The organism is Dechloromonas hortensis, assembly GCF_009469765.1.
GTDB classification, from domain to species: domain Bacteria; phylum Pseudomonadota; class Gammaproteobacteria; order Burkholderiales; family Rhodocyclaceae; genus Azonexus; species Azonexus hortensis.
This window is the reverse complement of the sequence record NZ_SSSQ01000003.1, coordinates 359,092-373,167: the sequence shown is the minus strand read 5'-3', so window position 1 is coordinate 373,167 and position 14,076 is coordinate 359,092. Positions and strand designations below refer to the sequence as shown.

General features: G+C 61.3%; 12 protein-coding genes. 7 read left to right on the top strand and 5 right to left on the bottom strand.

The features are described 5' to 3' along the window. Positions 1-327 (top strand): hypothetical protein (locus tag GH663_RS21070; protein ID WP_211371092.1); only part of this gene is annotated, 327 nt, incomplete at its 5' end. Between the two features lie 125 nt (positions 328-452). Here GH663_RS21070 and GH663_RS08220 read toward each other — a convergent pair. Further along, positions 453-2,333, bottom strand: coding sequence for a SurA N-terminal domain-containing protein (locus tag GH663_RS08220; RefSeq protein WP_153131149.1), 1,881 nt, complete (start codon positions 2,331-2,333; stop codon positions 453-455). A gap of 121 nt (positions 2,334-2,454) precedes the next feature. Further along, positions 2,455-3,876 carry an aminotransferase-like domain-containing protein gene (locus tag GH663_RS08215; protein WP_153131148.1) on the bottom strand — a complete coding sequence of 474 codons (1,422 nt, stop codon included), beginning with the start codon at positions 3,874-3,876 and terminating at the stop codon, positions 2,455-2,457. 146 nt (positions 3,877-4,022) lie between these two features. On the opposite strand from GH663_RS08215, the gene GH663_RS08210 reads away from it, so the two are divergent. Next, positions 4,023-4,355, top strand: a complete 333-nt coding sequence (locus GH663_RS08210) for a DUF2917 domain-containing protein (protein WP_153131147.1) — start codon at positions 4,023-4,025, stop codon at positions 4,353-4,355. Positions 4,356-4,382: 27 nt separating this feature from the next. On the opposite strand, the gene GH663_RS08205 is transcribed toward GH663_RS08210, so the two are convergent. Beyond that, positions 4,383-4,751 (bottom strand): hypothetical protein, encoded by a 369-nt coding sequence (locus GH663_RS08205; RefSeq protein ID WP_153131146.1) that lies wholly within the window; start codon positions 4,749-4,751, stop codon positions 4,383-4,385. Here GH663_RS08205 and GH663_RS20965 point away from each other — a divergent pair. Next, the gene (locus GH663_RS20965; protein ID WP_170291374.1) at positions 4,750-4,911 is read left to right on the top strand and encodes a hypothetical protein; all 162 of its coding nucleotides are present in this window, start codon (positions 4,750-4,752) and stop codon (positions 4,909-4,911) included. The genes GH663_RS08205 and GH663_RS20965 overlap by 2 nt on opposite strands. A 60-nt stretch (positions 4,912-4,971) precedes the next feature. Next, positions 4,972-5,535, top strand: a complete 564-nt coding sequence (locus tag GH663_RS08200) for an O-acetyl-ADP-ribose deacetylase (RefSeq protein ID WP_246181529.1) — start codon at positions 4,972-4,974, stop codon at positions 5,533-5,535. Positions 5,536-5,581: 46 nt separating this feature from the next. On the opposite strand, the gene purL is transcribed toward GH663_RS08200, so the two are convergent. Both purL and GH663_RS08190 read right to left on the bottom strand, forming a co-directional pair. Beyond that, a complete protein-coding gene (purL, locus tag GH663_RS08195) occupies positions 5,582-9,511 on the bottom strand; it encodes a phosphoribosylformylglycinamidine synthase (RefSeq protein WP_153131145.1) in 3,930 nt (1,309 codons plus the stop codon). Between the two features lie 138 nt (positions 9,512-9,649). Further along, positions 9,650-10,249 (bottom strand): DUF4202 domain-containing protein, encoded by a 600-nt coding sequence (locus tag GH663_RS08190; protein WP_153131144.1) that lies wholly within the window; start codon positions 10,247-10,249, stop codon positions 9,650-9,652. A gap of 212 nt (positions 10,250-10,461) precedes the next feature. Here GH663_RS08190 and GH663_RS08185 point away from each other — a divergent pair, with 212 nt between their 5' ends. Genes GH663_RS08185 through GH663_RS08175 form a run of 3 tightly spaced genes read left to right on the top strand, consistent with a single transcriptional unit; the run spans position 10,462 to position 14,064 of the window. Beyond that, positions 10,462-10,950, top strand: coding sequence for a diguanylate cyclase domain-containing protein (locus tag GH663_RS08185; protein WP_153131143.1), 489 nt, complete (start codon positions 10,462-10,464; stop codon positions 10,948-10,950). 31 nt (positions 10,951-10,981) lie between these two features. Next, positions 10,982-12,505 carry a glycerol kinase GlpK gene (gene glpK / locus GH663_RS08180; RefSeq protein ID WP_153131142.1) on the top strand — a complete coding sequence of 508 codons (1,524 nt, stop codon included), beginning with the start codon at positions 10,982-10,984 and terminating at the stop codon, positions 12,503-12,505. Then, on the top strand, positions 12,502-14,064 hold the full coding sequence (locus tag GH663_RS08175; RefSeq protein WP_153131141.1) for a glycerol-3-phosphate dehydrogenase/oxidase: 1,563 nt from the start codon (positions 12,502-12,504) through the stop codon (positions 14,062-14,064). The genes glpK and GH663_RS08175 overlap by 4 nt, the downstream gene beginning before the upstream one ends. The last annotated feature ends 12 nt before the right edge of the window (positions 14,065-14,076 follow it).

Sequence of the window (14,076 nt, the reverse complement as noted above, 5' to 3'; positions counted from 1 at the left end):
TTTAATACTTTTGTGCAACTTGCGTTGCTAGCATCAAGGCACCCACACCTATCGGTTGTTCAAGTTGTTAAAGATCAATTCCGCCGCGCCGTCGTTTTCACTTCGTCTGCAGCAGAGAGGCGAGATTATGAAGAACTTCTTACAAACCGTCAAGCTTTTCTTCAAATCTTTTTCACCGCCCTTTACTTCCACTTCACCCTTCAACCACCCCGGGAAGCCCCGGCGCCGCTGAAGAGGTGCGCATTCTATAGATTAACCAGAGGCCGTCAATATCTTTTTGAAAATTTTGTATTTCAAAAAAACAGCCAGCCCTTGAAGAGCCTATAGAACGGCATCTCCAGCACCTAGAAAACACAGTTAAATAAGAAACAGGCAACAAAAAGCCGATCAGGAGAATCTGATCGGCTTTTTGTCATTGGGGCGAAATAAGCGCCCCAAATATCTACCCTGGACTATTTGGCTTCCAAGGCAGCCTGGTTGATCTCAACCTTATAGCGATTACGCAAAGCAGCAAGGTAAGCCTGCACGTCCTCCTGCGCGCTTAACTGAGACAACTGACGAAGCATGGCCTGCTGGCGCGCATCATCCAGTTTTGCCCCCATCTCCAGGCGAGAAAGCTTGAATAGCGCAAACCCACTGCCCGGCAATTCAACACCAGCGTACGCCGGTAGCTTGCCTGCATCCATTTTGAACACGGTCGCAACGGCTACCGGCGGAATCAGACGGGCATCGAGACGCGATACGCTCTTGGGTGCCCCCCAGGCCAACTTGTCCTCGCCTTTTTTGAGGGATTCAAGACGCGCCTCACCATCCTTGGCCGCCAGTGCCTGTGCTTCTTTTCGCTTGAGCAGGGTTTCAATACTGCCCTGAACGCCTTCAAAAGCCTGCAACGTAGTTGGCTTGTATTCCACCAGGCGTGCCGCGACAAGCGTGTTCTGGGCAATTTCAACGGCTTCGGTGTTGCGCTTGCTCTTGACCGAATCATCAGAGAACAAGGCGGCCAGCAATTTCTCGTTACCCAAGGGGCCGTTGGCGGGGTTGGGTTGACGACCAATCCATTCGGATTGCTTGACCGTCAGTTTAAATTTCTCAGCCGCCGGCTTCAGACTATCGGGCTGTTCATAAACGATATTGCTGAACGACTCGGCGGCTTCGGCAAATTTGCGCGAGGAAGCGGCCTTCTTCAATTCCGCTTCGATCTCTGCCTTGACTTCGGCCAACGGCTTTTCCTTGGCTACATGAACGCCGGTCAGCTTGATGATGTGAAAACCGAAGTCCGATTCGACGACTCCGGAAATCTCGCCATCCTTGAGGGCGTAAGCGGCTTCCTCAAAGGGCTTGACCATCATGCCCTTGCCAAAGAAGCCCAGATCGCCCCCCTTGGAGGCCGAACCCGGATCATCCGAGTTCTTCTTGGCCAGATCGCTAAAGCTGGCCGGATTTTTCCGGATCTCCTTGAGCAGATCCTCAGCCTTCGCCTTGGCTTTATCCTTGCCGAGCTTTTCCGAGGCGACCAGAATGTGGCTGGCGCGACGCTCCTCCGGCTGCTGGAAACGTTCCTTGTGACCGTCGTACCAGGACTTGATTTCGGCCTCGGTTACCGCCAGTTGAGCACCAATGGTTTCCATTGATAGCACGACATATTCAACCTTGGCCTGCTCCGGCAGTTCAAACTGCTTGCTGTTCTCGTCGTAGAACTTTTTCGCCGCATCGTCAGCCAACTTGACCTTGTCAAGATAAGCATCGAGCGGGAGCCGATATTCCATGACTTCGCGTTTTTCCGTTTGCAACGCCAGTACGCGCTCGGCGACAGTCCGCGCCATCAAGCCCGACTGCCCGATAGCCCCAGCCAGTTGCTGGAGGGTAAGATCCTGACGCAATTGCGCCTCGAAACCGGCCGGGGTCATTCCCTGAGCACGCAAAGCAGCCTCATAGCGCTCAGTCGAAAACTTGCCGTCCACCTTGAACGCATCAATGCTACCAATGGTGCGACGAATCGCCTCGTCACTGGCAAACATGCGCTTCTTGCCGGCTTCCAGCATCAGCAAGCGCTGGTCGACCAAGTCATCAATAATTGCCTTGCGCGCTTCCGGCGTATCCAGAAGTTTGGGATCGACTTGCCCCATTTGCGCCCGCAAACGCTCCTGCTGCTCACGCAGCGCCTGCTGAAACTGCTGCTGGGTGACTTTGATATCGCCGCCAATTGTGGCCACATCATCGCCAGAACCAACACTGCGGACGTAGGACTCGACACCGAAAAAGGCGAACGGCAGCGTAATCAGCGCCAGAAATATCTGGACGATCTTCTTGTTATTCCGGACTGCGTCAAACATGAGAGGAAAAACCCTTTGGATGCAAAATTAAAGCGAACCCTTGTTCGCCTTCAATCAAAACACGGCCAAGTCGACCAAACGCAAATGATACCGTAGTTTGGACAAGGTCCATTTGATGTAGTCAGCCATTTGCCATCAACACCCCGAGACGACGAATAGCATCCTCAATTTCCGGCGTATGCGGGTTGCCACAATTCAGACGCAGGCAGTTGCGATACATGCCACTGGCCGAAAACAGCTCGCCGGGCACAAAGGCCAGATTCTCTGCGATCGCCCTATCGTATAGCGCCGTCGCGTCGATCTCTTCCGGCAGCTCCACCCACAGCACATAGCCGCCCTGTGGCTGGGTGATCCGGGTAGCTGCGGGAAAATACCGGGTCGCCGCGGCTCGCATGCTATCGACCTGTCGCTCATAACTGCGCCGCAAGCCGCGCAAGTGACGCTCATACGAACCCGATTCAAGATACTCGGCCAGCACATGCTGGGTAATCGGATTGGTGGCGCCACTGGTGATCGTTTTCTGCAAGGCGATCGCCGAACGATAACGACCCGCCGCCACGAAGCCGATACGCAAGGAAGGCGACAAGCTCTTGGAAAAGGACGAGCACAACATGACATTGCCGGCCTTGTCGAAGACCTTGAGCGGCCAGGGACGCTGACTACCGAAATGCAGATCGCCATAGATATCATCTTCAATGACCGCCACCCCTCTTGCTGCGGTCAACGTCGCCAAAAGGCGCTTTTTCTCGTCAGGCATCACGCTCCCCAAGGGATTGCTGCCATTGGGGACCAGCAAACAAGCTGCGACGCCGCCATTGCGGGTCGCCAAGTCAAGGGCTTCGACCGACATGCCATCCCGCGGGTCAGTCGGAATTTCCAGCGCCTTCAAGCCCAGCGTTTCGAGCAACTGCAGCATCAGGTAGTAAGCCGGCGACTCGACGGCAACCGTATCCCCCGGCTTGGTTACCGCGCGCAGACAAAGCCCGAGTGCTTCGGTACACGAATTGGTGATGACGATTTCCTCGGCCGCCAGCGGCCCGCCCCAGGCCAGGGATCGGCGCACCAACTGTCGAACCAGGGCCGGCTCATCCATATTGATATGGCTACCGCCGGCCAGCAGTTTCGGATGGCGCCGGGCCACGCCGGCGTAGAGTCGCTGCAGCGCCGCTAGCGGCAACAACTCCGGTGCCGGCAAGGCGGCGGCAAGGGGCGCCACCCCGGGCTTCATGCCGGCCTGCAAGACCCGCACGAGACGTTGCGAAATATCAACCGGCATCGGCGCCTCAGGCGTTGAACGGAGGCGGGGCTCGGCCCGGAGCATCATCGGCCGTTTAACGAAACAGCCGGACTGCGGCCTCATTTCGACCAGACCACGATCCTCGAGCTGGCGCAGTGCCTGCACCACGGTCGACACCGAGAGTCTCTTCTCCTCGGCGAGGCGACGCACCGAAGGCAAGCGGTCGCCGTAGGACAGAATACCGTTGGCAATCATGCCGGCCAGTTCGCCGGCCAGCCTTTCATAACGCAACAAGTCTTCAGACATGGATACACCAATACAGTTAAGGGCAAGCACGAGCAGCACAGTCATAAAAAACCATAACTGTACTGATCACAATATATCCGTATTGCAACTGTATTGGCAACCGACAGCGTCCTAGACTCTCTTCTAAAACAAGTAAGGAGAGAGCCATGAAAATCAATTTGCAATCAGGTGAGTATGAGCTCAGCGAGAACGTACCGATCCGGCTGAACAATGCCCGTGGCGTCAGCATTCAATGCACGACAGGCACGATCTGGATCACGCTGAGCGGCGAGGCCGGGGATATATTTCTGCAGGCCGGAGAGCGCTGGTCAATCAATAGCAATGGCCTGGCATTGATCGAAAGCATCGGCACCGGCTGCATCCGCCTTGAAAAGCCAGCCCGGTTCACGCTGGCGAATCTGGGCAGATCGATCAATCGGCTGCGCCAGAAGACGCTCGCTCAACTCGGCAACATTCAACGGCAGCAACGTCTGTCGTAAGCCCCTAGGCGCGTCGCGCTCAAACCACTAGCCCAGATCGAACAAGCCCGGCGGCAAGGGCCGGAGATTTTCCTGCTTGATCGTCAGGCGCACCGGAAAACCCTTGCGTCCGATGGCCTCCACCACAATTCGCTCGGCCGCTGCTTCGGCCAGCACCCTGACATTGCGGGCCGTTTTCGGATTCTGGCCAACATCGGTGGCCACGCTGCCGGCACAAGGCAGCCATGAAGATTGGGCACGGGGCATGGCGTCTCTTTCCATCGCGAGCTGGAGCCTGAAGGCTAACGCCAGTGCTAAAATTCTCGAATACTGTACATTTATACAGTATTCGATTAATCTAGCACTCACTAACGCGTCAGACACCAATTCAGCCTCGACAACAGGAGCATTGATCATGAAACGCCTTCAGAAATGGTTTGAGCAAATTGCCGGCGTCACCCAGGACGAACTGGAGCGACTGGCCCGTGCCAGAGAAATATTCGGTGACAGCGCACCGGATATCTCCGAACTGGAAAGACCGGCCTGCTGGCGCCGTAAACGCCGCATCGGCGCCTGAGATACCCGTTAAGCCGTTTTCCTCCCATAATGAACATCCCGTATTTGTCACTGCATGGAAATGACATCAGCCAAACAGGTATTCATGGCCGGCCGGATACGGCTTTATCTGGGTGACCTTACGGAGCAGGCGGTCGATGCGATCGTCAATGCCGCGAATGCCTCCTTGCTCGGCGGCGGCGGCGTCGATGGCGCCATACATCGGCGCGGCGGCCCGGCCATTCTCGAAGCCTGCCAACAAATACGGCGTACCCACTGGCCGGAAGGTCTGCCTACTGGCGAAGCAGTAATCACCACTGCCGGGCAATTGGCCGCCCGCTTCGTAATTCATACGGTCGGGCCCATTTATAGAGAGCACGGCGGGCAAGAAGCGCAACTGCTGGCCAACTGCTATCGCAATGCGCTGCACCTGGCCAATCAGCACGCGCTGACCAGCCTCGCCTTCCCAGCCATCTCGACTGGCGTTTACGGCTACCCGGCCAACGAAGCGGCCGAGGTCGTCTCCCGGACATTGCAAGAATCCTTGCTGCGGGACACTTCAATGACCGAAGTCAGGCTGGTGTTTTTTGCCCAGCAACAGCTGGACACGTTTCTCCGACACCAAAAATTTACCGGCCAGAAATGATAAAGGCGGCCGCAGCCGCCTTTGTTTATCCAGCAATTCGAGCGATTTAGCCGACCCAGCGCCGCGCGTTGCGGAACATGCGCAGCCACGGCGAATCCTCGCCCCAGTTTTCCGGGTGCCAGGACATCTGCACGGTACGGAAGACCCGTTCCGGGTGCGGCATCATGATCGTAAAGCGGCCGTCGGCTGTGGTTACTGCCGTCAAACCGCCCGGCGAACCGTTCGGGTTGTAAGGATAGACTTCGGTCGGCTCGCCCTTGTTGTCGACGTAGCGCACGGCGGACAGCACCTTGGCCTGGTCGTCGGCATTGTCGAATACTGCCCGGCCCTCGCCATGCGAGACGACGATCGGTACTTGCGAGCCTTCCATGCCGGCAAAGAAGATCGACGGCGAATCGAGAATTTCCGTCATCACAAAGCGCGCTTCAAACTGCTCGACCTTGTTGCGACGGAAGGCCGGCCAGTGTTCGGCACCGGGGATGATTGACTTGAGGGCGCTCATCATCTGGCAACCGTTGCAGACACCCAGCGCAAAGGTATCCTTGCGTTGGAAGAAAGCGGCGAATTCATCACGGCAACCGTCGTGCATCAGGATGGTCCGTGCCCAGCCCAGCCCAGCACCGAGCACGTCGCCGTAGGAGAAACCGCCACAGGCAACCAGGCCCTTGAAGTCCTTGAGGCTGACGCGGCCACTCAAAATGTCGCTCATATGGACGTCGACCGCAGCAAAGCCGGCCTTGTCGAAAGCGGCAGCCATTTCGTAATGGCTGTTGACGCCCTGCTCGCGCAGGATGGCGACGCGCGGCCGGCCGCTGAGCTGAGCATAAACCTTGGTGAAATCGTCCTGCGGGTCGAAGGTCAGCTTCGGCGTCAGGCCAGGGTCGGTGACGTCGAGGATGCGGTCGAATTCCTGCTGGGCGCAGCTCGGGTTATCGCGCAGGGTCTGCATCTGGTAGCTGGTTTCGGACCAGGCCCGCTGCAGGTCGACACGCTTTTCGCGCAGCACGCGCTTGGCGTTGCGGGTAACGCGGATTTCGTCCCACTCGTTCAGGGTGCCGACGAAGTGGTAAGGCACGCCACAGGCGCGCAGGATAGGCGTGACCTTTTCGCGGTCTTCGCGGCGAATCTGGATCAGGGCGCCGAGCTCTTCGTTGAACAGCGCGCGGACGATGTTCTCGAAATCGCGCCCGGCCAGCAGATTGGTCAGCTTCTCGGAACCATCGACATCGCCGGCGCCGGCGTCGTAACAGATGCCGTCGAGATCGAGCGACACGCCGCGACGGGTAGCGAAGGCCATTTCGCAGGCGGCGACAAACAGGCCACCGTCGGAACGGTCGTGATAGGCGAGCAGCAGGCCATCGCGGTTCAGCTTTTGCACGGCATCGAACAGGCCCTTGAGCTTGGCCGGCTCATCGACATCCGGTGCGTCGCTGCCGGTGGCGTTGTACACCTGCGCCAGACAGGAGCCGCCGAGGCGGTTCTTGCCCAGATCAAGCAGCAGCAATTCAGTTTCACCCTGATCGATGGCCAGTTGCGGCGTTTTGGTCTTCCGCACGTCGTCGACCGCAGCAAACGAGGTGACGACCAGCGACAGCGGTGAAACGACCTGCTTCTTCTCGCCGCCCTCTTCCCAGGCGGTGCGCATCGAGAGCGAATCCTTGCCGACCGGGATCGAGACGCCAATTGCCTTGCACAGGTCGGATACGGCCTCGACGGTGTCGAACAGGCGGGCATCTTCACCGGCGACGCCGCACGGCGCCATCCAGTTGGCCGACAGCTTGACCTTGCCCAGTTCGCCGACATCGGCGGCAGCCAGGTTGGTCAGTGCTTCGCCGATCGCCATGCGGCCGGAAGCCGGCGCGTCGAACACGGCGAGCGGGGTGCGCTCACCCATCGCAAAGGCTTCGCCGAGATAGCCCTGATAACCCATGGTGGTGACGGCAACATCGGCCACCGGCACCTGCCACGGGCCGACCATCTGGTCGCGGGCGGTCATGCCGCCGACCGAGCGGTCACCGATCGAGATCAGGAAAGTCTTGTCGGCGATGGTCGGCAGCCGCATCAGGCGATAGGCCGCATCTTTCAATTCGATGGCGGAGGCGTCGAAGGAAACGAAGGTTTCCGGCTCATGCTTGACGTCACGCGTCATGCGCGGCGGCTTGCCGAGCAGCGCTTCCATTTCCATATCGACCGGATTGACGCCGAAATGGGCGTCGGTGACGGTCAGGTGGCCGTCTCCGGTTGCTTCGCCGACTACGGCGAACGGGCAGCGCTCGCGCTCGCACATGGCCTGGAATTCGGCAATGCGGTTCGGCGGAATGGCCAGCACATAGCGTTCCTGCGATTCGTTGGACCAGATTTCGGCCGGCGACATGCCCGGCTCTTCGGTCGGCACCTTGCGCAGATCGAACACGGCGCCGACGCCGCCCGAATGGGCGAGTTCCGGCAGGGCGTTGGAAACGCCACCGGCACCGACGTCATGCACCGACAAAATCGGATTGTTCTTGCCCATCTGCCAGCAGCGGTCGATCACCTCTTGGGCGCGGCGCTGGATTTCCGGGTTGCCGCGCTGCACCGAGGCAAAATCGAGGTCTTCGGCATTGGCACCGGCGGTCATCGACGAAGCAGCACCGCCACCGAGGCCGATCAGCATGCCCGGACCGCCAAGCTGGATGAATTTCGTACCGACCGGGAAGGTTTCTTCCTTGAACGACTGCTCAGCCTGGATGGAACCGAGGCCGCCGGCGATCATGATCGGCTTGTGGTAGCCGCGCACCGTTCCGGCAACGTCCTGCTCGTAGGTCCGGAAATAGCCGGTCAGGTTTGGTCGGCCAAATTCATTGTTGAAGGCGGCGGCACCGATCGGGCCTTCGAGCATGATGTCGAGGGCCGAGGCAATGCGCGACGGGCGGCCATAGGCGTGTTCCCACGGCTGTGGCGCATCCGGCAGATTCAGATTGGAGACCGAGAAACCGCAGAGGCCGGCCTTCGGCTTGGAACCCTTGCCAGTGGCGCCCTCATCGCGGATTTCGCCGCCGGACCCGGTCGAAGCGCCGGGGAAAGGCGAAATGGCCGTCGGGTGGTTGTGCGTCTCGACCTTGGTCAGAATGTGGGTCAGCTCTTCCTTGTAGGAATAGCCGCGGTCGGCATCCGGATAGAAGCGCTGAATGGTCGCGCCTTCGATGATCGAGGCGTTGTCGGCGTAGGCCATCACCGTGCCTTGCGGGGCGGCCGCGTGCGTTTCACGGATCATGCCGAACAGGGTCTTGTCCTTCTTCTCGCCGTCGATCACCCACGAGGCGTTGAAAATCTTGTGGCGGCAGTGTTCGGAATTGGCTTGCGCGAACATCATCAGTTCGACGTCGGTCGGGTTGCGGCCGGCCTTGGTGAACACGTCGAGCAGGTAGTCCACTTCATCGTCGGACAGGGCCAGGCCAAGCGAGCCGTTGGCCTCGACCAGCGCGGTTTTGCCGCCTTGCAGCACGTCGACCGTAGCCAGCGGCTTCGGCTCGAAATGGCGGAACAGCTCACCGGCAGCTTCGAAGCCGGGCAGCACGGAATCGGTCATCCGGTCATGCAGCAGGCCGGCAACGGTTTTCTTCTCTTCGGCAGACAGCGCACGGCCACCCTTGACCACAACGTGGAAAGCGATGACCCGCTCGATGCGCTCGATGGCATCCAGGTCGCAGTTCCAGGCGATGTCGGTGGCCTTCGACGACCACGGCGAAATGGTACCGATACGCGGCGCAACCAGGAACAGTTCGCCAGCTTCGGTGCCGGCCGCCTTCTCTTCCAGCAGCGTCGCCAGCTTGGCGCGCTCATCGGCATTCAGGGCGCGCTTTTGTGCGACGACATGCCAGTAATCGGCACAGACCCGTTCGATATCCGACACGGCCGCCACCAGGCGGGCTTGCAGGCGTTGCAGACGAAAAGCGGAAAAGGCGGCGTCGCCCTTGAGGCAAAGAATGTCGGCCATTGGAAGTGGGGTCTGGTTAGGCGGAGAGGCCGGCATTATACCTGAGGCTGCTTGGCTGCCGGGATTTGGGATCGGATCCCGGCAGCCCTTGAGGAAGCGGCGTGCAAGTCGCGGCGCCGGTCGCCCTCTCCTTCCCGATCAGCCCCCGGCAACCGCCTTCAGAATCAGCGGCTGCAGCGCTTCCGGCAGCTTGATACCGCCGCTGGTGGCGAAAGCTTGGGCGTCGCCCGACATTTTTTTCCAGGTCTTGCGGATGATGTCGAGCCACTTGTCTTCGCTGTATTCGGCGTGCTGGCCGGCAAAGCCGAGCATGTAGTGTTCGAGGAAAACCAGGCTGGTGACATCTTCCAGCATCTGCGTATCGGGATTGGTCTTGATGCCCTGCTTGCCGACCGCCGCCTTGACCTGCTCGATCATCGCCGCGTCGTAGCCGGCCTGCTGCATCAGGGCGCCCGCCGTTTCGGCGTGAAAGCGATAAAGACCGGTGCGCCATGCAAAGTAGCCCGGCTTGCCGAGCGGATAATTGCTGCGCGGCACAGTCCAGCGCTGGATGTGCTGGGCGCGCACTGCAAGTTGGGCGACTTCGCTGGCGTCCGGCGCGAAACGGCCGATCATTTCGGTCATCCGTTGGGCGTAGAGCAACTCCTTGGGCTGCCCCTCTTCCTGATTCGGGTCCTGTGCATTGGCGGCATCGAACAGGGCGATGGCTTGCTTGAAACGTTCCTGGTTGGCGATCATCGGTCTTCTCATGACTATGGCTGGCTCAAGCCGAATAATAGCGGCGAAGCTGCTGTTGCAGCGACTTTCCGGCCGGCGCGACTTATACTGGAACGAGGCAAGCTACTGTTTGGGAGCATCGGCCCGGCCACCCTGTATCGAGACCAATGGCATGATGCCGATTTCTGTTAAGGTATTTGTGCAGCCCCAACCGCCGCGGACAGGAGGTTCACATGTCACAAGCCACCATCGAGCTATGCGAGAAATTTCTTTACACACTGGACTGGCTGCTGGCCGTCACTAAACGCTACACCAGCCAGGTTCACTTCGGCCTGGTGCACATCAGTTTTGCCAATCCCCGCTTGCTTGGCGACACCTATGGCGCCCAGGAAGCGACGCATAAGCTCGATCAGATTCTGATCAACCTGCAGGCCGCCTTTCGCAAGACCGATCTGGTCGCGCGTGACGGGGTCGATTTCTGGGTACTGGTGCCGTTTACTCCGACTGACGAAATCCTTGCCGACAAAGTCCGGGAAATCATCGCCATCGCTTCGCAAAATAGTCTGGAGATCGTCGAGCGCGATATTTCGATCTTCTCCCTGCCGTTTTGTGTGCCCGAACTGAACCAGGACTATACGGCCGAGGAATTCCTGGCTTACCTCAAGAAGAACCATGTCCGGCTCGCCAGCCACAAAATCGTGTTGCCGCCGGTAACCGCCTAGGCTGGCATGACACCGCTCGCCGGAGTTCGCCATGACAACCCGTTCCGACCAGTTCATCCTCGCCCTCGACCAGGGCACGACCAGTGCCCGCGCCATCCTGTTTGATCGGGCCGGCGACATTCACGGTGTCGCCCGGCAGGAAATCACCCAGCACTACCCGCAGCCCGGCTGGGTCGAGCATGACGCCGATGAAATCTGGCAGGCGCAGTTGGCCGTGGCCCGAGCGGTGCTGCGCGAACATGGTGTTGCAGCGGCGCAGATCGCCGCCGTCGGCATCACTAACCAGCGCGAAACGACCGTGCTCTGGGATCGAAGCAGCGGCGAACCGCTGCACCGTGCCATCGTCTGGCAGGACCGGCGCACCGCCGGCATTTGCGACGAACTGACGGCAGCCGGCGACGCCGAACTATTCCGCCAGCGCACCGGCCTGGTCGTCGACGCCTACTTCTCCGGCCCCAAGCTGAAATGGCTGCTCGACCACATCCCCGGCGCCCGCAGCCGGGCCGAGCGCGGCGAACTGGCCTTCGGCACCATCGATAGCTGGCTGGCCTGGAAGCTGACCGGTGGCCGAGCCCATGTCACCGACCCGTCGAACGCCTCGCGCACGCTGCTTTTCAATATTCACCGGCGCTGCTGGGATGAGGCGTTGCTGGCCCGGCTCGACATTCCGGCCGCGCTGCTGCCGCGCCTCGTCGACAGCAGCGGCCTGATCGCCTCGGCCGATAGCGCCTGGCTGGGCGCGCCGATCGCGCTGGCCGGCATCGCCGGCGACCAGCAGGCCGCCACCTTCGGCCAGGCCTGCCTTGAGCACGGCATGGCCAAGAACACCTACGGCACCGGCTGCTTCCTGTTGATGAACACCGGCCAGCAGCCGATGACCTCCCGCCACCAACTGCTCACCACCATCGGCTGGCAACGCCAGGGGCGTACTACCTACCTGCTCGAAGGCAGTGTCTTCATGGGCGGCGCCACCGTGCAGTGGTTGCGCGACGGCCTGGGGCTGATCAGCAGCGCCGGCGAAGTAGAAGCGCTCGCCGCCTCGGTACCGGACAACGGCGGCGTCTATCTGGTGCCGGCCCATACCGGCCTCGGCGCGCCCTACTGGGACCCGTTCGCCCGCGGCGCACTGTTCGGCATGACACGCGGCACGACGCGCGCCCACCTCGCCCGCGCCGCGCTGGAAGCCATTGCTTTCCAGAGCGCCGAGGTGCTGCAGGCGATGGCCAGCGATGCCGGCCAGGCGATCACGGAACTGCGCGTCGACGGTGGCGCGGCCCACAACGACCTGCTGATGCAGTTTCAGGCCGACCTGCTCGGCGTGCCGGTGGTCCGGCCGCAGGTCACCGAAACGACGGCGCTCGGCGCTGCCTACCTGGCCGGCCTGGCGGTCGGCTTCTGGCAGGACGAAGCCGAACTGACCACCCTCTGGCGGGCCGAACGCCGTTTTGAACCGGCCATGGCCGACGCCCGGCGAAGCGCGCTGTTCGCCGACTGGCGCCGTGCCGTCGAGCGTAGCCTGCACTGGGCCAGACCCGATGCCGAGAAAGGTCCATGATGGACAGCCCGGTCACGCGCGAAAGCAGCCTCGCCAGCCTGCGCGACAAGCGCGAGTGGGACCTGCTGATCATCGGCGGTGGCGCCAGCGGCCTGGGGGCGGCGGTCGACGCAGCCGCCCGCGGTTATCGCACCCTGCTCGTCGAAGCCCGCGACTTCGCTTCCGGCACTTCGTCGTGCAGCACCAAGCTGATCCACGGCGGCGTGCGCTATCTGCGCCAGGGCGACTTCGCGCTGGTCCGCAACGCCCTGCGCGAACGCTCGCATCTGCTCTCCAACGCGGCGCATCTGGTGCATCCGCTGGCTTTCGTCATCCCCGCCTGGCGCAGTCTGGACCGCATTGTTTATGGCGCCGGCCTCAAGCTGTACGACCTGCTGTCCGGCGGACACGCCTTGGCTGCCTCAAGCAGCCTCAGCCGGCAGGCGGTTATCGACGCCCTGCCCGGCCTGCGCCGCACCGGCCTGTGCGGCGGCATCCGTTACTGGGACGGCCAGTTCGACGATGCCCGACTGGCCATTACTTTGATGCGTACGGCCAGCGAACTCGGCGCCGCCTGCCTCAACTACCTGCCTGCGGTCCGCTTGCTGAAAGCCGGTGGCCGGACCGTCGGCGCGCTGTTGCGCGATACGGAGAGCGGTGAGGAATTCGAGATCGCTGCCCGCGTCGTCATCAACGCCACCGGCGTCCATGCCGACAGCGTTCGTCAGCTCGACGAGCCCGGCACCGCGCCGCTGCTGACGCCCAGCCAGGGCATCCATCTCGTCGTCGATGCCGACTTTTTGCCCGGCCAGCAGGCGCTGCTCATCCCGGAAACCGAAGACGGCCGGGTCATGTTCGCCATTCCCTGGCAGGGCAAGCTGCTGCTCGGCACTACCGACACGCCGCGCCCCGAACTGCAGCAACTCGATGATCCGCAGCCGCTGGCCGAGGAAATCGACTTCCTGCTGCGCACCGCCGCCGGGGTGCTGAGCCGGCCGCCAACCCGCGGCGACATCCGCAGCGCCTTCGCCGGCCTGCGCCCGCTGATTCATCCCGACAATACCGACGAAAAAAACACCGCCGCCCTGTCGCGTGAGCACGCCGTGCTGGTCAGCGCCAGCGGCCTGATCACCGTCGCTGGCGGCAAATGGACAACCTACCGATTAATGGCCGAACAGGTCGTCGACCGCGCCGCCGAAGTCGGCGGCCTGCCGAGTGAACCCTGCACTACCCGGCTGCTGAAACTGCACGGCTGCCCGAGCAAGCCCGGCAGCGACGTGTACGGCACCGATGCGCCGTTGCTCGCCACGCTCCCCGGCCACGACCGGCCACTGCATCCGGCATTGCCGTACACCGAAGCGATGGTGCGCTTCGCCCTCCGCCACGAAGCAGCGCGGACGATCGAGGATGTGCTCGCCCGCCGTACTCGCGCCTTGTTCCATGACGCCGCGGCGGCCGAGGCGAGTATCGGGCGCGTCGCCGAAATCCTTGCCGAGGAATTGAAGCCGGCACCGGAACGGCTGGCCGCGATGATCGCGGCGGCACATGCTGCCGCCCGGCGCTTCAGGCCCGAAGCCTAGCAGGACAAACCG